The sequence below is a fragment of the Prauserella flavalba genome, assembly GCF_003202235.1.
Lineage (GTDB): Bacteria > Actinomycetota > Actinomycetes > Mycobacteriales > Pseudonocardiaceae > Prauserella_A > Prauserella_A flavalba.
The window spans coordinates 661,640-683,663 of the sequence record NZ_MASU01000013.1 but is presented as its reverse complement, the minus strand read 5'-3'; the positions used below and the strand labels follow the sequence as shown (position 1 = coordinate 683,663).

Genomic DNA, 22,024 nt, shown 5'->3' with positions numbered 1-22,024 from the left:
ATCCGGGCTACCCGGCGCCGCGAGAGGTGCTTGCACTGGTCGCGGGCAGAGCTAGGCTCGGACCGTCAGGCGGTCCCCCGCTGGAGGTCACGTGCCCGAGTTGCCCGCACCGAGTCCGCTGCTCCACGTCGCGGACGAGCACCACGGGAGCACCGTCGTGGTGCGCGTGGAGGGTGAGGTCGATCTGAGCACCGGGCCCCGGCTCGAACAGCACCTCCAGCACGCCGTCGCCGGCATCCGGCCGCCCGAGCCGCTCGTGGTGGACCTGTCCGGTGTCGCGTTCATCGGCTCCTGCGGTCTCGCCCTGCTGCTGCGGCTGCACGAAGCCGCCGAGAACAAGGGCAGCAGCCTCCACATCGTCGCCGGGCAGCGGGCGGTCACCCGCCCGGTCGAGGTGGTCGGGCTGACGGACACGCTCCGGCTCTACGCCACGGTGGAAGACGCCCTCGCGCACGCGCACTGAGCCGCCGGTTCGCGCGGCACCATAGTGGGTACATCGACGTCGTGACTTCGTACAACCGCCGTTTCGCAGCGCAGCTCCGCAGGGAGTGCCGCAGCTCGGGCGATCCGTGGCGCGCGGCCGAGACCCATCTGCCGAACCAGGAGGGCCTGCTCGCCTCCGGGTTCACCTTCGACGGGCCCCTGCATAGCGTGCTGCCGCTGTTCGGCGTGTACCGCGGCAACTCGCGGGTGCGCGTGATCCGCGACTGCCTCCAGGTCAGCTACGGGCACTGGCGCTTCGAAACGCCGCTGACCAACATCGCCGACGTGACCACCACCGGCGGCAAGGTGTGCATCACCTTCCGCGAGCCGGTGCACGGGCACGAGCCGATCGGCGTGCGGCACCGCGACTTCACGGTCACCGTCGACGATCCCGAGTTCTTCGCCAGGGCCCTGCGCGCCCGTCTCCCGCGGCGCACGCAGTTGTCCTGACCGGGTCCTGCCCCGGCCCGGTCAGGACAACGTCCGGGTGATGTCCGGTCCGTTCAAGACGCGGCGGCAGGCGGGGGTAGAGCATGGACGGCATGTCTCACGAGCTGTCCTTCGATCTCGCCGCGGCGGCGGTCTTCCAGCGCACGCACGCCCGGCTGCTCGACCAGCGCCGGTTCGAGCTGCTCACCGGTTCGGGTGACGCGGAGGCGACCCTCGCCGCGCTCGCGGCCTACCGCAACGCCGACGGCGGGTACGGCCACGGCCTGGAACCGGACCTGCGCTCCCCGGAGAGCCAGACCGGTCCGGCGCTGCACGCCTTCGAGGTGTTCGCCGAGGTCGGTCCGGTCACCAGCCCGCACGCGGCGGCCCTGTGCGACTGGCTGGAGTCGGTGACCCTGCCCGACGGCGGGATTCCGTTCGCGCTGCCCGTGACGTCGCCGTCGGGGTGCGCGCCCTTCTGGGTGAAGGCCGACCCCGCGGAGTCGTCGCTGCAGATCACCGCGATCACCACCGCCAACGCGCTGCGCGTCGCCGCGCACGACCCCGCCGTCGCGGAGCACCCGTGGCTCGCGCGGGCGAGCGACTACTGCCTGTCGGCCATCCGCACGCTCGACGGCAGGCCGCACGCGCTCGTGCTCGCGTTCGCGGTGGGGTTCCTCGACGCCGCGTCGGACACCAGCCCCGAGGCGGCGGAGCTGCTGGACCGCCTCGCCCGGTACGTCCCCGCCGACGGGCTCGTGCCGGTGGAGGGCGGCGCCGAGGGCGAGACGATGCGGCCGCTGGACTTCGCCCCGCTGCCGGGCCGCCCGGCGCGGAAGTTGTTCGCCCCCGAGGTGCTCGACGCCGAGCTGCGCAGGCTCGCCGAGGGCCAGCAGGACGACGGCGGCTGGCGAGTCGACTTCGACAGCTACTCCCCGCAGGCGACCCTGGAGTGGCGCGGCTACCGCACGGTCAACGCGGTCCGGATCCTCCAGGCCGCCGCCCACGCGCAGTGAAGGCCACCCTCACTGCGTCCAACGCAGGCAAGGTGGCCTTCACTGCGGTCAGCCAACAGCCCCCAAGGCCACCTTTGTTGCGTTGAACGCAACAAAGGTGGCCTTGGGGAAAGGTCAGAAGCGGAGGTCGCGCAGGTAGTCGTAGCCCACTTCGGCGGTCTTGAGCGGGTCGGTGGGCTGGTCGTGCTCGACGATGTAGTGCAGCACCGCGCCGCCCGCCCACGTCTCACGGAAGATCCGCGCGAAGTCGATGTTGCCCGTGCCGAGGTCGGCGAAGCTGCCGTCGTCGGCGCGGTCCTTCACGTGGAACTGCCGCACCCGGCCGAACTGCCGGTAGAACTCCCGCACCGGGTCGGCACCCGCTACGACGAGCCAATAGAGGTCGTACTCGAAGTGGATGTTGCGGCGGGTGGTGGTGCGCGCGATGACGTCGAACGGCCGGACGCCGTCGATCGCCTGGAACTCGTGCGCGTGGTTGTGGTAGCCGTAGGCGATCCCGGCCTTGCGGAACGCCTTGCCCGCCGCCTCCAGGTCCTGCGCGAAGGAGGCCCATTCGGCGATCGTCCCGAAGTTGGCGTACGCGCAGTCGGCCACGTGGTAGCCGAGGATCCTCGCGTCGTCGATGAGCTGGTCGACGTCCGCGCCCCGGAAGTCGACGTGCGCCGAGACCGCCCTCAGCCGGTACCTGTCGAGCAGCCCGCGGAACTCCTTCGCGCTCCGCCCGTAGGTTCCGGCCAGCTCGACGTTGCGGTAGCCGATGTCGGACAGCGCCCCGAGCGTGCCCTCGAGGTCGGCCTCCAGCGCGTTGCGCAGCGTGTAGAGCTGGACGGCGATCCGCTCCTTCGGCAGCCGCCTGCCCCCGTGGCCGTGGCCGCCGCCGTGGCCCCAGCCCGCCTGCGCGGTACCCGCGGTGGCCGCCGCGATGCCGGCGACGGCCGCGGCGCCCGCCGTGGTGCGCAGCATGGCCCTGCGAGACAGGCGAGACTTCGGTGAATCGCTCATTCTCGGTTCCCTTTCCGGTACAAGGTGGGGAGAGCTTCAGGAACGATCAGTGGAGAACGCGGCGTCGAACGCCGCCGCGGGCTTGTCGAAGTTGAGATTGCGGATGTAGTTCACGGCCTCGGCGGCACCCCGCAGCCGGTCCATGCCGGCGTCCTCCCACTCCACCGAGATCGGACCGGTGTAGCCGATGGAGTTCAGCGCGCGGAACGCGCTCTCCCAGTCGACGTCGCCGTGCCCCGTGGACACGAAGTCCCAGCCGCGGCGCGGATCGGCCCACGCCAGGTGGGAACCGAGCCTGCCGTTGCGCCCGTCGAAGCGCTTCTTCGTGTCCTTGCAGTCGACGTGGTAGATGCGGTCGGCGAAGTCGAGGATGAAGCCGACCGGGTCGAGGTCCTGCCACACGAAGTGCGACGGGTCCCAGTTGAGGCCGAACGCGGGCCGGTGGTTCACGGCCTCCAGCGCACGCTTGGTGGTCCAGTAGTCGTAGGCGATCTCGCTCGGGTGCACCTCGTGGGCGAAGCGCACACCCACCTCGTCGAAGACGTCGAGGATCGGGTTCCACCGCGCGGCAAAGTCGGCGTAGCCGTCGTCGATCACCTCCTGCGACACGGGAGGGAACATCGCGACGTACTTCCAGATCTTCGAGCCGGTGAAGCCGATCACCGTGTCCACGCCGAGTTTCGCCGCGGCGCGCGCCGTGTCGGCCAGCTCGCCGGCGGCCCGCTGCCGCACGCCCTCGGGCTCACCGTCACCCCAGATGCGGGCGGGCAGGATGTTGCGGTGCCGGTCGTCGATCGGGTCGTCGCACACGGCCTGGCCGACCAGGTGGTTGGAGATCGCCCACACCTTCAGGCCGTAGGATTCGAGCAGCTTGTGCCTGCCAGCCACGTAGTCCTCTTCGGACAGCGCGCGGTCCACCTCGAAATGGTCCCCGGAGCAGGCGATCTCCAGCCCGTCGTAGCCCCAGCTCGACGCGAGCCGGCAGACCTCCTCGAAGGGCAGGTCGGCCCACTGGCCGGTGAACAGCGTAACCGGTCGGCTCATCGGTAAGCTCCCTCTCGGATTCCTTGCAGTTGCAGCAGCAGGTCGCGGACCTCGGTGGCCTTGACACGACCGGATGACTCCACAGTGGACGGAATGACCGGCTCCGAGCACACGAGCACGGGGCCGTCGGCGGGCGAGGCGGGCAGCCTGCCGTGTGAGCCGCGCACGAACCGCGGATCGGTCGGCACCACGTTCATGGCGTAGCGCAGGCCCACCTTCTTGCGCACGAGGTTCAGCCCTGCCTTGGCCTTCACCAGCGGGTCGTCGGGGTCGAAGAACAGCTCGGCCGGGTCGTAGCCGGGTTTCCGGTGGATCTCGACGCCTTTGGCGAAGTCGGGCTTCCTCTCGTCGTCGAGCCAGTAGTAGTAGGTGAACCACGCGTCGGGTTCGGCCACCGCCACCAGCTCGCCCGCGCGCTCGTGGTCGAGGCCGTAGCGGGCCTGTGCCTCGCGGTCGAGCACCTCGTCGACACCGGGCAGCGCGGTCAGGATCTCGCGCACGCGCGGCAGGTCCTGCTCGTCGCCGACGTAGACGTGCGCGACCTGGTGGTCGGCCACGGCGAACGCGCGCGAGGTCCACGGGTCGAGGTACTCCATGCCGTCCTGCGTGTAGACCTCCAGCAGCCCTTCCCTGCGCAGCGCCCGGTTGACGTCGACCGGCGTGTCGGCGGCCGTGATGCCGTACTCGGACAGCGCCACCACGGCGGCCCCGGCCGCCTGCGCGTCGGCCAGCAGCGGCCCGAGCTCGGCGTCCACCGCCCGCGCGGCGGCGACGGCCTGCGGCGAGTCGGGCCCGAAGCGCTGCAGGTCGTAATCCAGGTGCGGAACGTACACGAGCAACAGGTCGGGGCCGTCGGTGCGCAGCAGCCGCCGCGACGCCGCGACGATCCACCGCGTCGACGCGATCGACGCCGTCGGACCCCAGTACTGGAACAGCGGGAACGGACCCAGCTCGTCGGTGAGCGCGTCGTGCAGCTGCGGCGGCCGCGCATAGCAGTCGGGCGACTTGCGGCCGTCGGCGTGGTAGATCGGGCGCGGGGTGACGGTGAAGTCGGTCGTGGCGCCCATCGCGTACCACCAGCACACGTTGGCGGCCACATAGCCGGGGGAGGCGGCCCGCGCGGTCTCCCACAGCTTCTCGCCCTGCACGAGCCTGTTGTGCTGGCGCCACAGGTAGATCTCGCCGAGGTCGCGGAAGTACCAGCCGTTGCCGACGATCCCGTGCTCGGCGGGCATCCGCCCGGTGAGGAACGTCGACTGCGCGCTGCAGGTCACGGCGGGCAGCACCGTGCCCAGTTCGGCCTGCCAGCCGCGTGTGGACAGCGCGGTGAGGTTGGGCATGTGGCGCAACAGCTTCTGCGTCAGGCCGACGACGTCGATCACCACGAGCTTCTTCATGCGTGCACCTCCATGCGCGCCCAGCGCAGCTCGTCGGCGATACCGGCGGCGAGTTCCTGACGGCCGCTCTCGGGCAGGACGGTCCAGGTGTAGGTCTCCACCTCGACGTGCGGCAGCGGGCCCTGCGCGGCCAGCGCGCCGAGCGCCCCGGTGAGCACCCCGGTGGTCGACTCCAGGGGCGCGGCCGGGGTGGCGTGCAGCGGCACGTGGAAGTGCACGCGCCACGGCCCCCGCGCGGGCAGGGTCTCCAGCGCGGCAGGCAGGTCGTCGGCGGCGAGCACCTCGCCCGTCGGCAGCAGCTCGCGCACCTGGTGCAGGTAGCGGGGTTCGGCGAACGCCCTCAGCGCGGCGACGGCCTCCGGTGCCCCGGGGTGCTCGACGTGCAGCGCGGCCGACGCCTGGACCTTGACCACCGACAGGCCAGCGGCCCGGATGTCCGCGACCGTCTTCGCGGGGTCGGCGAACGACACCGCGAGGTGGCACGTGTCCAGGCACAGCCCGATGTACTCCGGATCGACGCGCCCGGCGAGCCACGCGACGGCGTCGCTCACGGTGTCGAGCACGCAGCCCGGCTCCGGCTCGATCGCGAGCCTGATCGGCTGCTCGTGCCGGGCCAGCGCGGAGCGCAGGACGCGCGTCACCTCCTCGAACGCGATGCCGGCGCGCACGTCGTGCGAGGACGTCCACGGCTCCCGCCACGCGAGCGGCAGCGTCGATATGCTGCCGTACGCGGCGTCGCCGGGCAGCAGGTCGGCGAGCACGGTGACGCAGTCGAGGGTGTAGCGAAGGCGGCGCGGGTCGGTCCAGGTCGGCAGGTAGACGGAGTGTTTGACCACGTCGGCGTGGAAACCGCCGTAGGGGAAGGCGTTCAGCGTCTGCACGGCCAGGCCCCGCGCGGAAAGCTCCGCCGCGAGCCTGCGCCTGGCCGCCGGGTCGGCGGCCAGGCCCGAGGCGACGCCCGCGGCGAGCCACAGCCCCACGCCGAGCCGGTCCTGGCCCAGCCTCTCGCGCACCGGCACCGCGTAGGTGTCGAGCTGCGCGAGTATCCCGTCGAGGTCCTCGGCGGGATGCACGTTGGTGCAGTAGGACAGCATCACTGCCTCGCCCCACGCAGCACCGAGTTTCCCTCGAACGTCTCGCCGGTCGGAGCACCGGTCTCCAGCGGGTCGAGCATGAGCTTGCCGCTCTGCCCGTAGAACTCGACGGGGTTCCGCCACAGCACTGTGTCCACATCGGACTCAGTGAAGCCCGCCGCGAGCATCGCCTCGCCCGTGCGCAGGGTCTTGAGCGGGTCGGAGCGCCCCCAGTCGGCCGCGGAGTTCACGAGCATCCGGTCCGTGCCGTGTTCCCTGAGGATCGTCACCATGCGGTGCTCGTCCATCTTGGTGTCCGGGTAGATCGAGAAACCCATCCAGCAGCCCGCGTCGGCGACGAGGCCGACGGTCAGCTCGTTGAGGTGATCCACGACCACGAGCTCGGGCGCGATCCCGGACTCGCGCACCACGTCGAGCGTGCGTCTCGTCCCGGCGAGCTTGTCGCGGTGCGGGGTGTGCACCAGCACCGGCAGCTCATGCTCGATCGCCAGTGTCAGCTGGTGGGCGAACGCCTTCTCCTCGGCCTCGGTCATCGAGTCGTAGCCGACCTCCCCGACGGCGACCACGCCGTCCTTGGCGAGGTAGCGCGGCAGCACGTCGAGCACGTCGACGCAGCGGGGATCGTTGGCCTCCTTGGGGTTCAGCGCGATCGTGCAGTGGTGGCGGATGCCAAACTGCGAGGCACGGAACCGCTCCCAGCCGATGAGACCGTCGAAGTAGTCGGTGAACGAGCCGACGTTGGTACGCGGCTGGCCGAGCCAGAACGCGGGTTCGACGAGCGCCCGCACCCCGGCCTCGTACATCTGCTCGTAGTCGGTGGTGGTGCGCGAGGTCATGTGGATGTGCGGGTCGAAGATCCTCATTGTCCTGCCTCCTGGAGCACGAGATCGGCATCCGGCGGAACGTCGCGGCCCGCGGCCTTCCGTTCGGCCACGTAGTCGGTGACCATGCGCACCAGCTCGGCGTCGGCGCGCTGCGCCAGCCCGCTCACCGCGGCGACCGGTACGCCGGTGAACAGGCACTTGAGCACGCCGTGGCGCCAGGTGTGCGCGTCGAGGTGCCGCTGCGCGAACGGTCCGAGCGCGGCGGCGACGAGTCCGATGTCGTTGGCGCGCAAGGCATCCTCGACCAGCCGGAGGCCCGTGTCGATCACCTCGGCGTCGCCGGGCAGCAGGTGCAGCCCGCGCAGCACGCCCCTGCGTTCGGCGCCGTCGCCGTAGCGGTACAGCTCGGCGACCTCCTTGGCCAGTTCCCCGTCCCGAAGGGCATCGGCGAGCGCGGCCAGCAGGCGGGCCCTCGCGTGGTCGTCGGTGGTGCCGTGCACGAGGCCGCGGGCGTCCAGCGGTGACCTCCCCGCCTTGCGCCCCGCGGCGGGGAACAGCGTGCGGATCTTCACGGGATCGGCGCGCACGGACCGTTCCGCGCCGGCAAGCCAGTCGGCGGCCCTGAGCGCCGTGATGCTTCGCCGGGCGACGTCCGGTGCCGCGTGGCTGTGCCGGGGCAGCTCCACCGCGGCCAGGCCCCGGTAGCCGATCTCGGTGAGCGCGGCCAGCGTGCCGGTGAGGTCGAGCTCTCCCTCGCCGAACTCGAGGTGCTCGTGCACGCCGGGCCGCATGTCGTCGAGCTGCACGTTGAACAGCAGCTCCCCGGCCTCACGCACGCACTCGGCCGCGTTCTTCGGCTCCACGGCCACGCAGTGCCCGACGTCGAGGGTGATGCCGAGCAGCTCCGGTGAGCCCAGTTCGGTGCGCAGGCGCAGCGCCTGCTCCAGGTGCTGCACGAAGTGCCCCGGCTCGGGCTCGAGTGCGAGCCGCACGCCCGAGGTCTCCAGCACGGCGGCGACGCCGTCGCGCATCCGCAGCCACGCCGTCTCCACGTCCACGTCAGACGGCTGGACACCGGACCAGAACGACACGCACTCGGCGCCGAGGTCCTCCGCGATGCGCGTGGCGCGGCGGAGGAAATCGATGCGCGGCGCGGGATCCGCCGACACCAGCGTGGGCTGGTGCTTGTGCCACGGGTCGAGCAGGTACCGCGCACCGGTCTCCACGACCACACCGAGCCCCAGCTCGCCGAGCCGGTCGCGCACGCGGCGCGTCTGCTCGGCGACATCCCTGGCGAAGGGGTCGAGGTGGTCGTGGTCCAGCGTCAGCGCGACACCGCTGTAGCCGAGGTCGGCGATGACGGCGAGTGCGTCGGTGAGCCGGTGGCTGGCGAAGCCGTTGGTGCCGTAGCCGAAGCGCAGGGTGCTCACGTGGGGCTCACCTTCCTCGCGAGGCGCCTGGCGAGCGGCAACGCCGTCGCCAGCGCGGCGGCGACCTTGGCCGCGCCGTACCGGGCGGCGAGACCCGCCTGCAGGGGAACCATGCCGTGGATGCCCGCCATCGTGGCCGCGCGCACCCGTGGCGCGGACGGCTGCCCGGCGGCGTCGTACTGCGCCCTGCCGACCGTGGCCGCGTACCCGCTCGCGAAGCCGAGCGCGGCCAGGCGGTCACGCCGGCTCCCCCCGCGCCCGGCCACGGTGAGCGCGGTGGCGATGGCGGTGCCAGCCAGCGCGGTGCGGGCCGTGCGGGCGGACCCGCCGTGGACCTCGCCCGCCGACAGCGCGGTGACGCCGTGGGTGTGGACCCCGAGCGCGACGGCGGCCGGGGCGGCGTCCCGCCACCGGCCGCCCGCGCCCAGCAGCACGTCCAGCGCCCGGCACGCCGCCATGCCGCAGGGTCCCGCAGCCGTACCTTTCAGCTTGGTGTCGTACGCCCAGATCGCGCCCGCGAGCGGCAGGGCGACGCGAAGGGACCGCTGACCGCCGCCGAACCAGGCGATTCCCAGCCCGGCAGCGGTCAGCGCACCCCCAGTGGCCAGGGCCGCGCCCGCACTCAGCCGACCGGAGGGAATCGGCCGCTCGGGACGCTCGACGGCGTCGAGGTCCCGGTCGGCCCAGTCGTTGAGTGCCATCCCCGCCCAGTAGAGGGCCACCGACGCGAGTGGCAGGGTCCAGCGCCTGCCCCGCAACGGTGACCCCGAAGCCGCCGCCCCCGCGATCGTGTCCCCCAGCACTGTCAAGGCCGCCGGCGCCCGCACCAGCTCGGCGACGGCCCCCAAGGCCACCTTGGGTGCGCTCAACGCAACAAAGGTGGCCTTGGGGGAAGGTGGAACCGCCGCGAACGGAGTGGTCACCGCGGTCATCGCGCCTCCGCCCACGTCGTCAACTCGGCGAACTGCTCGGCGAGGCGGTGCTCCTCGGTGCCCATCGGGTCCTTGAAGAAGAAGCCCAGACAGCCGAGCGGGCCGGACTCGCCGCGGCGGTGCGCCAGCGCCGTGAACCGCGCCAGGTCCAGCACCAGCGGCGCCGCCAGCGCCGAGTCGTAGCCGCTCCACGTGAACTGCAGGCTCATCCGCGCCCCGAGAAACCCCTCGAAGGACACGTGGTCCCACGCGATCTTCTGCTCACCGAGATCGGGCACGTTGTCGATGTGCAGCGGCGAGGTGACGTCGCCGCCCAGCAGCGTCGCCAGCCCCCGCCCCTTCGACGCGAGCTTGCTGCCCGCGTGCTCGGCGTCGGCGAGCGTGAGCCCGTCGCCGCCGCCGAGCAGGTTCGTCCCCGACCACGACCGCACGTGCAACGCCCTCGCCGCGAACATCGGCGCGAGCGTGCTCCGCACGAGCGTCTCGCCGGTCTTGCCGTCGGAACCCGCGTACGGCAGCCGTTGCGCCGCCGCCAGTTCCTCCAGCGCGGGCAGGCGAATGCCGGTCGACGGCGTGAAGTCGACGAACGGGCAGCCCGCCCGCAGCGCCGCGTACGCTGCCACCGAGCTCGGCGGCAGCACCGTGCGGCCGGGCACCGCCATCGCCGCCTCGAGGGCGGCCAGCGTGCCGTGCTCCGGCAGAGCCGGGAACACCGGCTCCGTCGACGACACGTTGACCACCACGACGCGGGCGAGCCCGTTGCGCGCGGCGAACTCGCCGATGTCGTCGGCGAGCCGCCGCGCGGCGTCGGCCTGGGAACCCGGGTTGGTGGCCGGGTGGTAGCCCGGCCGCAGTTCACAATCCACTTCGGACAGGCCGGCGCGGACCGCCTCGAACACGCGGTGCGGGATCACCCCGGCTTCGGTCAGCAGCTCCGCACGCTTGTCCAGCGCGAGCTCGGCGATGTCGTGCCCGCCGACGCGAAGCTCGTCCCAGCCGGGAAGGCCCAGGTCGGCGAACCGGGGCAGCGCGCTGACGCAGCCTGTCGGTTCCACCACCCTGGCCCGCAGTGCGAGCAGTCCCGCGATCGCCGTGGTGGCGACCGAACCGCGTGCACCGATCAACCACAACCCTGTGGGTTCCATGAAGCTAGGCCCTTCCTTCAGAAGCGGCGAAGCCGCTTGGGTTGGCCGCCACCCGCACCGTTACGCAAACCACGTTGAGACACCCGCTAGGCCCTGCTAACTCGCGGTGGCGAGTGGGGCGCCACCCTCGATGTGCCCGATCACTGCCTCGGCGTCGCGCACCAGCGTGTCGCGAACTCCATTGTCGGGCACCGAGTCCGCTCGGTCGACGAACTTTCGTAGCTCCTTGATCGCCTTGACGTCGTTGCCGCCTCCCTCGGCCTTGCGGGCCTTGGACAGCTGGGACGACAGGGCGACGTAGTCCGTCAGCGACAGCCGGTTGCTCGCCCGGAACCGCTCGACGAGCTGGCCGATGTCGCGCAGCGAGGTCGTCGACGCGAACGTCACCGACTGCTCCGCGGTGTTGCCTGCCGTGTCGGTGGCCGTCACCTTCAGCGAGTGCACTCCGAGCGGCAGCTGGTGCAGCGGCACCGTGGCGCCCGAGGTCACCGGCTGTCCGTCCAGCGTGGCCGACTGGCTCGCCACACCCGACGTGTCGTCACCCGCCAGCCACGACACCACCAGGTCGGTGGCGTCGCCGTACACCCGGCCGTCGGCGACACCGGCCACCATCACGGTGGGCTTGGTCCCGTCGATGCTGATCGACGCGGCCTTGTCCGACTCGACGTTGCCCGCCGCGTCCACGGCCCGGTACAGCAGCGTGTGCTCGCCGTCGCCGGAGACCACCACGGGTTCGGAGTACGTCGTCCACTCGCCGCCGTCGAGGCTCCACTCGATGCGCTCGACCCCGGAACCGGCATCGGTCGCCGAGAGGGTGACCGCGACCTCACCCCGGTGCCAGCCCGCTGAGCCCGGCTCGGCGAACGCCGCCTCGGTCACCGGCGCCGTGACGTCCAGCTCCTTGATCTGGATGTCGCGGTAGAACACGTCGTCGCCGTTGCCGTGGTTCTGGATCCCGATGAAGCCCTGGGCCAGGTCCCTGGCGGGGTCGGTGCTCACGAAGTCGTTGATGAGGACCCCGTTGAGGTAGACCTTGATGGTCTGGCCCTGCACCACGATCTCGTAGGAGTTCCACTCCCCCGGCGGGTTGAGCGCCTCGTCGCGCGCGGCGAGGTCGGCGGACTGGAACGTGTAGATCGCACCCGTGGTCCGGTCGTCGGCGTCGGTGGCGTCGATCTGGATCTCGTAGCCCTGGTTCACGGCGACCCACGGGTCGTTGCCCGGGTCCGGGAACCCGACGAAGACACCGGAGTTGTCGTCACCGGCCATCTTCCAGTCCATTTTCAGGCTGTAGGCGGCGTACTCCTTCTCGTGCCACCACAGGCCCATGCCGCCGACCGACTTGATCGTGCAGTCGGACTGCAGCTCGAACGAACCGGGACCGGCCTGGTTCCACGCCTCCATGCTCGCCGCGGTGCCGTCGAAGAGCATCGAGTAGCCCTCGTCCGGCTGCGCGGGCTCACACGTCGGCGGGGTGCCCGGCTCGGCCACGCCCGCGCCCGTGAACTGGATGTTGTCCACATCGAACAGTCCGCCGACACCGGCTCCCTTGAACACCAGGTACAGCGGCGTGGTGCCACCGGGGTCGGTCACCGGAACCGGCGCGATGTCGGCGTAGTTGTCGAAGCCCCCGGTGTTGCTCACCGGGACGGTCTGCAGCAGCTCGCCGTCCGGAGCACCGGAGCGCACCTCGATCGTGCCGCCCGCGCCACCCGAGGACACGCGGTAGCCGATCGCCTCGATGCCGGTGAGGTTCACCGGGTCGAAGGAGATCCAGTCACCGTCCTCGATGTAGCCGACCCGTTTGCCACCGCTGGCTCCCGCGGCGTCGACCACCTGGATGCCGTTGTGCTCGGTGAAGAACTCGGCCTGCTTCAGCTTGGGCTGGAGCACGACCTCGTCCGAGCCGGGCAGCGCGGGCACCTCGCCCGCACCGTTGTCGGTGTAGCTCGCGTTGATGACACCGAAGACGTCCGCGTCGAGCCCGTGGCCCTCGTCGGCCGGGGTCTCGAGCACGCCCTCGCAGCCCGTGGCCCGCGACAGCGGGTGGCCGTGGTTGTCGTGGCCGAGGATGTACTCCACGGTCACGCGCGAGCAGTCGACCGGCCCGTCCTCGGGGTCGGTGACGGTGACCTTGAACGGCACCGTGTCGCCGAAGCCGAAGACCCCGCCGTTCACCGGGGCCTCGAGCGTCACGGTCGGCGCCGTGTTGCCCACGGTCACCACCACGCTCGCCGCACCGGTCAGCCCGGTCTCGTCGGTCACCGCGAGATGCGCGGTGTACTGGCCGGGCTCGGTGTAGGTGTGCGTCACCGGGCCGGCCTCGGTGGAGTCGGTGCTGCCGTCACCGTCGAAGTCCCACGCATAGGTGAGCTCGCCGCCGTCGGGGTCGCTGGTGCCCGCCGGGTCGAAGCTCACCTCGAGTGGGGCCTGCCCCGAGGTCCTGTCGGACGTCAGGTTCACCTGCGGGGTCCGGTTGCCCTTGGTGTAGTCGATCCGGTACACCGCCGAGTCGGCCGCGCCACCGAAGTACCCGCTGCCGTAGTCGAGCACGTACAGCGAGCCATCGGGGCCGAACTCGATGTTCATCGGCCTGGTCAGCGTCATCGAGTCGAAGAACGGTTCGATCGCGCCGCGCTCGCCGCTGTCGCCGACCTCGATCGTCTTGATCCAGCCTCGGTCCCACTCGTAGGCGAAGTTCTTGCCGTCGTAGAACTCGGGGAACTTCGTCACGACGTCGAGCTCGGGGTCGAAGTGGTACGTCGGGCCGCCCATCGGCGACTCGCCGCCTGTGCCGAACTCGGGCACCGAACCGCCGTCGTAGGGAATCCACGCGGGCTGTACCGGCGGCAGGTCGACGAGCCCGGTGTTGTGCGGGCTCTCGTTCTTCGGCGCCGCGCAGTCGAACGGCTCGCCGGAGGTGCCCGTGGCGAAGTCGTAGTCGACGAACGGCTGGTTGTCGCCGACGCAGTACGGCCAGCCGTAGTTGCCGGGCTCCTTGATCAGGTTGAACTCGACCGTGCCGCCGGGACCACGCCCGGGGTTGGCCGAACCGGCGTCGGGGCCGTAGTCGCCCAGGTGGATCCAACCCGTCTCCTTGTCGACAGCGAACCGGAACGGGTTGCGGAAGCCCATCGCGTAGATCTCCGGCTTCGTGCCCTCCGTGCCGGGAGCGAACAGGTTGCCCTCGGGAACGGTGTAGCTTCCGTCCTCGCCGACCTTGATGCGCAGGATCTTGCCGCGCAGATCGTTGGTGTTCGCCGAGGTGCGCTGTGCGTCGAACACCGGGTTGCGGTCGGCCCGTTCGTCGATCGGCGTGTAGCCGTCGGAAGCGAACGGGTTCGAGTCGTCCCCCGTGGACAGCAGCAGGTTGCCGTCGGCGTCGAAGTCGATCTCGCCACCCGCGTGACAGCAGATGCCGCGGTCGGCCGGCACCTGGAGGATCCGCTGTTCGCTGGCCGGGTCGAGGGTTCCCTCGGGGGTCAGCTTGTAACGCGACAGCTGGTTGTAGCCCTGGAACGGTTCGAAGTCCGCCGCGGTGCCGTTCTCCGGCGCATCACCGGGCGGGGTGTCCAGCGGCGGCGCGTAGTAGAGGTACACCCAGCTGTTGTTCTCGAAGTCCGGGTCCACCGCGATGCCCTGGAGGCCGTCCTCGTCGTGGTTGTAGACGGGGATCGTCGCGGCCACCGTGGTGGTCGCCTCGGGCGTGGTCAGGAAGACGCGGCCGTCGCGCGAAGTGTGCAGTACGCGGCGGTCGGGCAGCACCGCGAGCGCGATCGGCTCGCCGGTCACCGCCTCGCCCTGCGCGAGCGTGATCTGGTCGAAGTCCTCGTCGACCGGGGTCTCGCCGCCGGGCTCGGTCGCGCAGTTGCCCTCGGCCTCGCCCGTGGCATAGCGGATGCCCCCGAGCAGGTGCTGCCGGAACTCGGGTTCGGCGTAGGACTCGACGGTGTGGCCGCCGCCGGTGTACCAGGCCCGGCCGCCGCTGTTCTCGTGGCACCACGCGATCGGGTGGTCGTCGCCCATCGCGCCGGAACCCGGGTCGTAGCTGGACTCGTCCAGCGTGGCCAGGACGTGGACGTCCTGCCTCGGGTTCTCGCGATAGTTGTACCACTCGTCGGTACGCGTCCACCGGCCCGGGAGGTCCACAGTGGAGGGATGCTCGTGGTCCTCGACGTCGATCGAGGCTTCCTGGATCTGCGGATGGGAATCGAAGTAGGCCCCGACGAGGTCGCCGTACCAGGGCCAGTCGTACTCGGTGTCGGACGCGGCGTGCACGCCCACGTACCCGCCGCCGCCCGCGACGTAGCGCTCGAAGGCGCCCTGCTGCTCGTCGTTCAGCACGTCGCCCGTGGTGGACAGCCACACCACCGCGTCGAAGCGGGCGAGGTTGTCGTCGGTGAACGCCGCTGCGTCTTCGGTTGCCTCGACCGTGAAGCCGTCGGCAGCCCCCAGTTCTTGTATCGCGGCGATTCCCGTGGGGATCGAGTCGTGCCGGAAGCCGGCGGTCTTGGAGAAGACCAGGACGCTGGCGGTGTGCTGGGTCCCGGGTTGCCCGGTCTCGGCGGTCGCGGTGAACGCGAACCCGCCGAGACCGGTGCAGAACGCCAATGCGGCGGCACCGAAGCGCCACCAATTCCGAGGAGATCGTCTACGTTGCGTGGTACTACTGCTTCGTCGCACTGGTACCTTTCCTCTTGTTCGACCGGCGGGGACGGTGCCGTTGGTCGTCTATTCCTCCACTGGTTTCCAGCGCGAAGCGTCGGCCGCGCTGCTCTCCACCGCCTCCAGCACGCGCTGCACGCGCAGGCCGTCGGCGAAACCCGGTTCGGGGGACTGTCCGTCGCCGATCGCCCGCAGGAGGTCGGCGATCTCGTGGGTGAACGTGTGCTCGTAGCCGAGGCCGTGACCGGGCGGCCACCACGCGCTCACGTACGGGTGCTCCGGTTCGGTGGCGATGATGCGGCGGAAGCCCGCGGTCTCTCCCGGCTCGTCGCCGTCGTAGAACCACAGCTCGTTCATGGCCTCGAAGTCGAAGGCCAGGCTGCCGCGCGAGCCGTTGACCTCGATGCGCATGGCGTTCTTACGGCCAAGGGCGTACCGCGTGGCCTCGAACGTCGCCACCGCACCCGAGGAAAGACTGCCGTGGAACACCGCGCAGTCGTCGACCGTCACGGCCTCCTCGGCCCCGCCCGCGCCCGGCCGGTTGCGCACGAACGTCTCCGTCATGCCCGCGACCCCGGTGATCACCTGACCGGTGACGAACTGCGTCGCGTCCACGATGTGCGCCCCGATGTCGCCGAGCGACCCGGAACCGGCCTGCTCCTTGCGCAACCGCCACGTCATGGGCGACGTGGCGTCGGAGAGCCAGTCCTGCAGGTACACCGCGCGCACGTGCCGTAGCTCGCCCAGCCTGCCCTCGGCGACGAGCCTGCGCGCGAGCGACAGCGCCGGCACCCTGCGGTAGTTGAACGCCACCATCGAGCGCACGCCGCGCGCGTCGGCGCGCGCAGCCGCCTCGGCCATGCGCTCGGCCTCGGCGACGGTGTTGGCGAGCGGCTTCTCGCACAGGACGTGCTTACCCGCCTCCAGCGCGGCGATCGCGATGTCGGCGTGCGTGTCACCGGGCGTGCAGATGTCGACGAGGTCGACGTCCTCCCGCTCGATGATCGCGCGCCAGTCGGTGTCCACCGACTCGAAGCCGAACCGGGCGGCGGCCTCCTTGGTCCGCTGCTCGTCGCGCCCGCCGAGCACCACGAGGCGTGGGCTCAGCGGGACGTCGAAGAAGCGGTGGACGTTGCGCCACGCGTGAGAGTGGACGGCACCCATGAAGGCGTGCCCCACCATGCCGATGCCGAGCGACTGTGCACCATCCGTCACGAGTCGAACCCGACGTCCATGTAGTTGTCCACGTTCTCCCTCGTGACGACGGCCGAGTACGTCGTGAGCTCGGAGGGGATCTCGTGCTCGGCGAGGTCGCCGAGGCCCTTGTTCTGGCCGAGCAGGCGGGCCATCGCGATCGCCGACGACGCCATCGACGGGCTGTAGAGCACCGTCGCCTTGACCGGGCCGGAGTCGGCCTTGATCAGGTTCATCATGTTGGTGGAACCCGCGCCGCCGACCATGAAGAAGTCGTTGCGGCCCGCGTTCTCGATCGCGGCCACCACACCGACGCCCTGGTCGTCGTCGTGGTTCCACAGCGCGTGCAGGGTCTGCGCGCCCTGCAGCAGGTTCGCCGTCTGCCGCTCGCCGGACTCCGGCGTGAACTCGGCCGACACGCGCGGGCCCACGCTGAAGCCGTGCCGCTGCAACGCGTCGCGGAAGCCCTGGCTGCGTTCCTGCGTCAGCGGCAGCGAGTCGATGCCGGCGACCTCGCCGATCACGGGGTTGTTCACGTTCTCCCGCTGGAGCCGCTCGGCGATGTAGTTACCGGCGTTGACGCCCATGCGGTAGTTGTCGCCGCCGATCCACGTGCGGTACGCGAGCGGCGTGTCGAAGACCCGGTCCACGTTGACGACGGGGATGCCGGCGTCCATCGCCTGACGGCCGACCTGTGTCAGCGCCTTGCCGTCGAAGGGCAGGATCACCAGCACGTCGACCCCGGCGTTGATGAGCGACTCGACCTGCGCGATCTGCTGGTTGACGTCGTTGGTGCCCTCCGTGGCGTTGAGGGTGACGTCGGAGAACTGCTCGGCGGCGGATCTCGCGTTGATCGTCATCGCCGCCATCCAGCCGTGGTCGGCCGCGGGCGCGGAGAAGCCGATCGTCACCGGCTGCCCCGGCTCGGCGTTGTCACCCTGCGCGAGGTTCTCCTGCTGCGGGTTGTTCTGCTGCTCCGGTTCGTTCGACGTGCAGCCGGCCAGCACCGCGCCAGCGCCGAGTCCGGCCGCGCCGAAGAGGAATCCGCGTCGGGCTAAGTTGGTCTGGATCATGACTGGCTCCCGTTGGTGTTGGTCGGTTGCGGGTCGGGACTCGGTTGAGCGGGGGGCTTTCGCTTGCGCCGCCTCGCCGTCGTGTGCTGCAGGAGCACGGCCCCGACGATGATGGCGCCCTTGGCGATGTTCTGGATGTCGGTGTCGAGGTTGTTCTGCGTGAAGATGCTGTTGAGCACCGTGAAGATCAGGACGCCGATCAGGGTGCCGATGAGGCTGCCGCGGCCGCCGGAGAGCAGCGTGCCACCGATGACCACCGCGGCGATCGCGTCCAGCTCGTAGAACAAGCCGTTGGTGGAGGCACCGGAGGTGGTACGGGCGACCACCATGATCGCCGCGATGCCGCAGCACAGGCCGCTGATGCCGTAGACGAGCGCCGTGTGCAGCTTCACGTTGATGCCGGAGAGGCGCGCCGCCTCGGCGTTGCCGCCGATCGCGTAGGTCCGCCTGCCGAACGTGGTGCGGTTGAGCACGATCCAGCCGACCACGAACACCAGCGCGAGCATGATCACCAGCACCGGAATGCCGAGGAACGAGGCACGGAAGAAGTCGGTGAACCCGGTCTCCGTCACCACCTGCGTCTGCCTGCCCGACAGCCGTTCCGCGAGACCGCGGGCCGAGGCCATCATCGCGAGCGTGGTGATGAACGGGACGACCTTGCCGTAGGAGACCAGCGCCCCGTTGACCAGGCCGCAGCCGAGGCCGACCAGCAACGCGCACAGGACCATCACGACCGGCCCGTACGACTGCGTCGCGAGCGTCGTCATCCACACGCTGGAGAGCGCGACGATCGAGCCGACCGAGAGGTCGATACCTCCCGCGATGATCACGAACGTCATGCCGACGCTCACCACGCCGATCGCGGCGGCGAGCCGCAACATCGTGGAGATGTTGTCCTGGGTGAGGAACGTCTCGGGCCGGGTGATGAACCCGATGACGCACAGCAGGACCAGCACGCCGGCCAGGCCCAGCAACCGCACATCGAACCGCACCGAGCGGCGCAGTGCGCTCGCGGTGCCGGAGCGCACCGGCGGTCTGTCGAGTGCCTTCGTCATGCTGCGCTTCCTTCCATGACCATGTCCAGCACGTCGCCTTCCGTCAGTTCGTTCGCGGGCCGGTCGGCCAGCACGTCGCCCTCGCGCAGCACGAGCACCCGGTCGGCGAGCCCGAGCACCTCGGGGATCTCACTGGACACCAGCACGATCGCGACTCCGGTGGCCGCGAGTTCGTGGATGAGCCGGTACAGCTCGGCGCGGGCGCCGACGTCGACGCCGCGCGTCGGCTCGTCGAGCAGCAGCACCTTGCAGCCGTGCACGAGCCAGCGCGCCACCACGGCCTTCTGCTGGTTACCGCCGGAAAGCGTGCGCACGAGCCGCCACGGGTCGGCAGGCCGCAGGTCCAATCGGTCCAAAGTGGATGCCGAATCCCTGGTCTCCCTGCCGCGCTGCGAGAAGCCGAGCCTGCTGTACTCGCCGAGACTCGCCAGCGTGACGTTGTGGGTCACCGACATGTCGAGCAGCAGCGCCTGGCTCTTGCGTTCCTCGGGTGCGAGGCCCACCCCTGCCTTGACGGCCGACGCGACACTGCCCGGCCGCAGGGTCTTGCCGTCGACCGACACGGTGCCCGTGTCCGCCTTGCGGGCCCCGAAGATCGTCTCCAGCACCTCGCTACGGCCGGCTCCGACGAGCCCGGCCAGCCCGACGATCTCGCCCGCGCGCACGGAGAACGTGACGTCGCGGAACTCGCCCTCGCGGCTGAGCCCGCGCACGTCGAGCAGGACGTCGCCGAACTCGACCGTGGCCTCCCCCGCCTCGCGAAACGCCGTCTGCACCTTGCGGCCCGCCATGAGGTCCACGAGGTCGGACGTCGGCGACTCCCGCGCGTCGAGGTTGGCCGCCACGGTGCGCCCGTCCTTGATGACCGTGACGCGGTGGCCGATACGGCGGATCTCTTCCAGCCGGTGGGAGATGTAGACCACGGCGACGCCCGAGGCGGTCAGCTCGGCGATGGTGCGGAAGAGGTTGTCCACCTCGTCGCTGGCGAGCGCGGCCGTGGGCTCGTCGGCGACGATCAGCCGCGCGTCGTGCGCGAGCGCCCTCGCCATCGAGACCAGCTGCTGACCGGCCGCCGACAGCCTGCCGACCTCCTCGTCCGGCGAGATCTCGGCGTGGCCGAGGCGTTCGAGCAGCGCGGCCGTCTCCGCGCGGGCGATGGCGGGCCTGGTGAAGCCGTACCGCGCCCGCTCGTGGCCGAGGAAGACGTTCTCCGCCACCGAGAGGCTCGGGATGAGGTCGAGTTCCTGGTACATGGTCGCGATGCCGCGCTTCAGGGCGGCGACCGGCGAGGGCAGGGTGATGCTCTCCCCTCGCCAGACGATCTCGCCGCCGTCGGGCTGGTGCGCCCCGGCCAGCGTCTTGATGAGCGTCGACTTCCCCGCGCCGTTCTGGCCGAGCAGGCAGTGCACCTCGCCGGCCCGGACCTCCAGATCCACGCCGTCGAGCGCCCGCACGCCCGGGAAGGTCTTGACGATGCCGCGCATCGCCAGCAGTGGCTCGGCGCCCTCGTCAGCGCTCGCCGCATGCAGACTTAAATCCACATCAGCCCCACTTCCTCCTGTGACATGCAAAAGTAGAGTGACCCACAACACCCGTCAAGGTGAAGTTGCAGGCTTGTGAACAACTACTTCGCGTAGTCGCCGGAGAAAAGCGGCTCTACCAGGTGAAAGACATGTGGCGGAACCGAGGCCACAACTCCGGCCACGGCGCCACGCGGCCCTCGCAGAGCCAGATCGGCTCGCCCTGGGTCACGTTGTTGATGTCGTGGCCGTTGTCGACCTCGCCGACCCTGCGCACGCCGGCGAAGTAGCCGAGCAGCCGTTGCCGCGTCGAGCCGACGAACACGGCGTCCACGGCGTGCTCGGGAGGCGCGCCGAAGTACCAGTAGCCCCGGCTCCCGCTGTGCGGCTCTGGCAGCTCAGGGGCGAACTTCTCGATCGCCGCGGCCTGCCAGTAGGTCTCGGTGACCACCGTCGTGCGGGCCTGCTCGCCCTGCGGCAGCGACGTGTACGCGGCGGCGACGCTGCGCGCGACGCCCTCCCAGCCGAACTCCTCGAGCGCCATGTTCATCGGGCTGTACGGCGTGCCCGCGTAGTCCGAGACCGGCCTGACCGGCAACCAGCTGACCGCGACCACCGCCGACAGCACGTAGGCGAGCACCACCACGGGCCGCCAGCGCGGGACGAGCACGCGGTCCAGCTCCACGGCGGCGACGGCGAAGCACAGCGCGAACAGCCCGCCGACGTAGTAGGGCCGCCCCGCGGTGAACCAGAAGACGGCCGTGACCCCGAGCACCGCGGGACCGAGGAAGCGGTACGGGCGCAGCCGCGGAGAACGCAGCAGCCACCACACGCCGAGCACGAGCGCGAGCGCTCCGACACCGATCCCGGCCTGCTCCAGCGCCATCGGCAGGAACGTGGCGCGCCCGCCCGCGAACGCGACCTCGCTCGCGACGATCGCGTTCATCTCCAATTGCGGCCAGCCGTGCGCCGCCTGCCACGCCAGCGTCGGCACGCACGCGACCACGGCGAGCACACCGCCTGCCAGCAGCAGCGGCCTGCGCGGCAGGTCGCGTGGCCCGAGCACGAGCGCGGACACCGTGACCAGCACCCAGAACACGGGGATCAGGAACTTCACCTGAAGGTCCACGGCGGTGACGAGCGCGGCGGCGAACAACAGCCGGTCGTCGCGCACGCGCACCCACCGCACCACCAGCCAGCAGATCACCGTCCACAGGACCGCGTCCACCATGTGCGTGGCGAGGATGTGCCCGGCACCGGCGAGCAGGAACGGCGAGCACGCATAGGCACCGGCCGCCATGAGCTGCGCCCGCGCGCCACCGCCCAGTTCCCGCGCGATGAGCGCGGCGATCACCACGCCGAGCCCGGTGAGCAGGATCGCGGGCAGCCGGAAGCCCATCACCGAGCTGGGAAAGAGCGTGTCGGTGAGAAGCGCGAGCAGCGGCAGCAGCGGTGGCTGGTCGGCGTAGCCCCAATCGAGGTGGCGGCCCGCGGCGATGAAGTACAGCTCGTCGCCGTGGTAGCCGTGGCGGCCACTGAACGCCAGCAGCACGGCCATCGCGGCGCCCGCGACGGCGAGCACCGGCACGCGCGCGAAGGCGGGAACGGAGGCGGGTGCTCCGGCGCGCGGCGCGTGAGCCGTCCCCTGTCCCACCATGCCGCCGCACCCTAGGTGGCGGCCTCCCCGCGTCCGGCGAGGGGCACGCCACCGGCGACGTGGG

General features: G+C 70.9%; 17 protein-coding genes. 3 read left to right on the top strand and 14 right to left on the bottom strand.

All coding sequences use genetic code 11. The annotated features are described in order from the left end of the window. Nucleotides 1–91 precede the first annotated feature (91 nt). The 3 genes from BA062_RS30520 (at nt 92) to BA062_RS30510 (ending at nt 1,928) form a co-directional block, all read left to right on the top strand. Nucleotides 92–463 carry an STAS domain-containing protein gene (locus BA062_RS30520; protein WP_110342520.1) on the top strand — a complete coding sequence of 124 codons (372 nt, stop codon included), beginning with the start codon at nt 92–94 and terminating at the stop codon, nt 461–463. Between the two features lie 41 nt (nt 464–504). Further along, nucleotides 505–933 carry a hypothetical protein gene (locus BA062_RS30515; RefSeq protein WP_110342519.1) on the top strand — a complete coding sequence of 143 codons (429 nt, stop codon included), beginning with the start codon at nt 505–507 and terminating at the stop codon, nt 931–933. Between the two features lie 92 nt (nt 934–1,025). Next, complete coding sequence (locus BA062_RS30510; RefSeq protein ID WP_245960074.1) at nt 1,026–1,928, top strand: prenyltransferase/squalene oxidase repeat-containing protein; 903 nt, start codon at nt 1,026–1,028, stop codon at nt 1,926–1,928. A gap of 114 nt (nt 1,929–2,042) precedes the next feature. Here BA062_RS30510 and BA062_RS30505 read toward each other — a convergent pair whose 3' ends face one another. From BA062_RS30505 to BA062_RS30440, 14 genes are all read right to left on the bottom strand, one after another. After that, nucleotides 2,043–2,930, bottom strand: coding sequence for a sugar phosphate isomerase/epimerase family protein (locus BA062_RS30505; RefSeq protein WP_110342518.1), 888 nt, complete (start codon nt 2,928–2,930; stop codon nt 2,043–2,045). A 36-nt stretch (nt 2,931–2,966) separates the two neighbouring features. Continuing rightward, complete coding sequence (locus tag BA062_RS30500; protein ID WP_110342517.1) at nt 2,967–3,974, bottom strand: sugar phosphate isomerase/epimerase family protein; 1,008 nt, start codon at nt 3,972–3,974, stop codon at nt 2,967–2,969. Then, nucleotides 3,971–5,371 (bottom strand): alkaline phosphatase family protein, encoded by a 1,401-nt coding sequence (locus tag BA062_RS30495; protein WP_110342516.1) that lies wholly within the window; start codon nt 5,369–5,371, stop codon nt 3,971–3,973. Before BA062_RS30495 ends, BA062_RS30500 begins: the two co-directional genes overlap by 4 nt. Next, nucleotides 5,368–6,465 carry a metabolite traffic protein EboE gene (gene eboE / locus BA062_RS30490; RefSeq protein ID WP_110342515.1) on the bottom strand — a complete coding sequence of 366 codons (1,098 nt, stop codon included), beginning with the start codon at nt 6,463–6,465 and terminating at the stop codon, nt 5,368–5,370. The genes BA062_RS30495 and eboE overlap by 4 nt, the downstream gene beginning before the upstream one ends. Then, entirely contained in the window at nt 6,465–7,328 is an 864-nt protein-coding gene (locus tag BA062_RS30485; protein WP_110342514.1) for a TatD family hydrolase, read from the bottom strand. The genes eboE and BA062_RS30485 overlap by 1 nt, the downstream gene beginning before the upstream one ends. Further along, on the bottom strand, nt 7,325–8,719 hold the full coding sequence (locus BA062_RS30480) for an EboA domain-containing protein (RefSeq protein ID WP_110342513.1): 1,395 nt from the start codon (nt 8,717–8,719) through the stop codon (nt 7,325–7,327). The genes BA062_RS30485 and BA062_RS30480 overlap by 4 nt, the downstream gene beginning before the upstream one ends. Then, nucleotides 8,716–9,567: an SCO3242 family prenyltransferase gene (locus tag BA062_RS30475; RefSeq protein ID WP_110342512.1), complete on the bottom strand. Its 852-nt coding sequence runs from the start codon at nt 9,565–9,567 to the stop codon at nt 8,716–8,718. Before BA062_RS30475 ends, BA062_RS30480 begins: the two co-directional genes overlap by 4 nt. An 80-nt stretch (nt 9,568–9,647) precedes the next feature. Then, nucleotides 9,648–10,796 carry an inositol-3-phosphate synthase gene (locus tag BA062_RS30470; RefSeq protein ID WP_110342511.1) on the bottom strand — a complete coding sequence of 383 codons (1,149 nt, stop codon included), beginning with the start codon at nt 10,794–10,796 and terminating at the stop codon, nt 9,648–9,650. A 96-nt stretch (nt 10,797–10,892) separates the two neighbouring features. Beyond that, nucleotides 10,893–15,479 carry a ThuA domain-containing protein gene (locus BA062_RS30465; RefSeq protein ID WP_110342510.1) on the bottom strand — a complete coding sequence of 1,529 codons (4,587 nt, stop codon included), beginning with the start codon at nt 15,477–15,479 and terminating at the stop codon, nt 10,893–10,895. A 48-nt stretch (nt 15,480–15,527) separates the two neighbouring features. Further along, nucleotides 15,528–16,643, bottom strand: coding sequence for a Gfo/Idh/MocA family protein (locus tag BA062_RS30460; protein ID WP_110342660.1), 1,116 nt, complete (start codon nt 16,641–16,643; stop codon nt 15,528–15,530). Between the two features lie 29 nt (nt 16,644–16,672). Next, on the bottom strand, nt 16,673–17,728 hold the full coding sequence (locus BA062_RS30455) for a substrate-binding domain-containing protein (RefSeq protein WP_110342509.1): 1,056 nt from the start codon (nt 17,726–17,728) through the stop codon (nt 16,673–16,675). Beyond that, the gene (locus BA062_RS30450) at nt 17,725–18,783 is read right to left on the bottom strand and encodes an ABC transporter permease (RefSeq protein ID WP_110342508.1); all 1,059 of its coding nucleotides are present in this window, start codon (nt 18,781–18,783) and stop codon (nt 17,725–17,727) included. The genes BA062_RS30455 and BA062_RS30450 overlap by 4 nt, the downstream gene beginning before the upstream one ends. Further along, on the bottom strand, nt 18,780–20,267 hold the full coding sequence (locus tag BA062_RS30445) for a sugar ABC transporter ATP-binding protein (RefSeq protein ID WP_110342507.1): 1,488 nt from the start codon (nt 20,265–20,267) through the stop codon (nt 18,780–18,782). Before BA062_RS30445 ends, BA062_RS30450 begins: the two co-directional genes overlap by 4 nt. A 172-nt stretch (nt 20,268–20,439) precedes the next feature. Beyond that, nucleotides 20,440–21,960 carry an ArnT family glycosyltransferase gene (locus BA062_RS30440; RefSeq protein ID WP_110342506.1) on the bottom strand — a complete coding sequence of 507 codons (1,521 nt, stop codon included), beginning with the start codon at nt 21,958–21,960 and terminating at the stop codon, nt 20,440–20,442. Nucleotides 21,961–22,024: the final 64 nt, after the last annotated feature.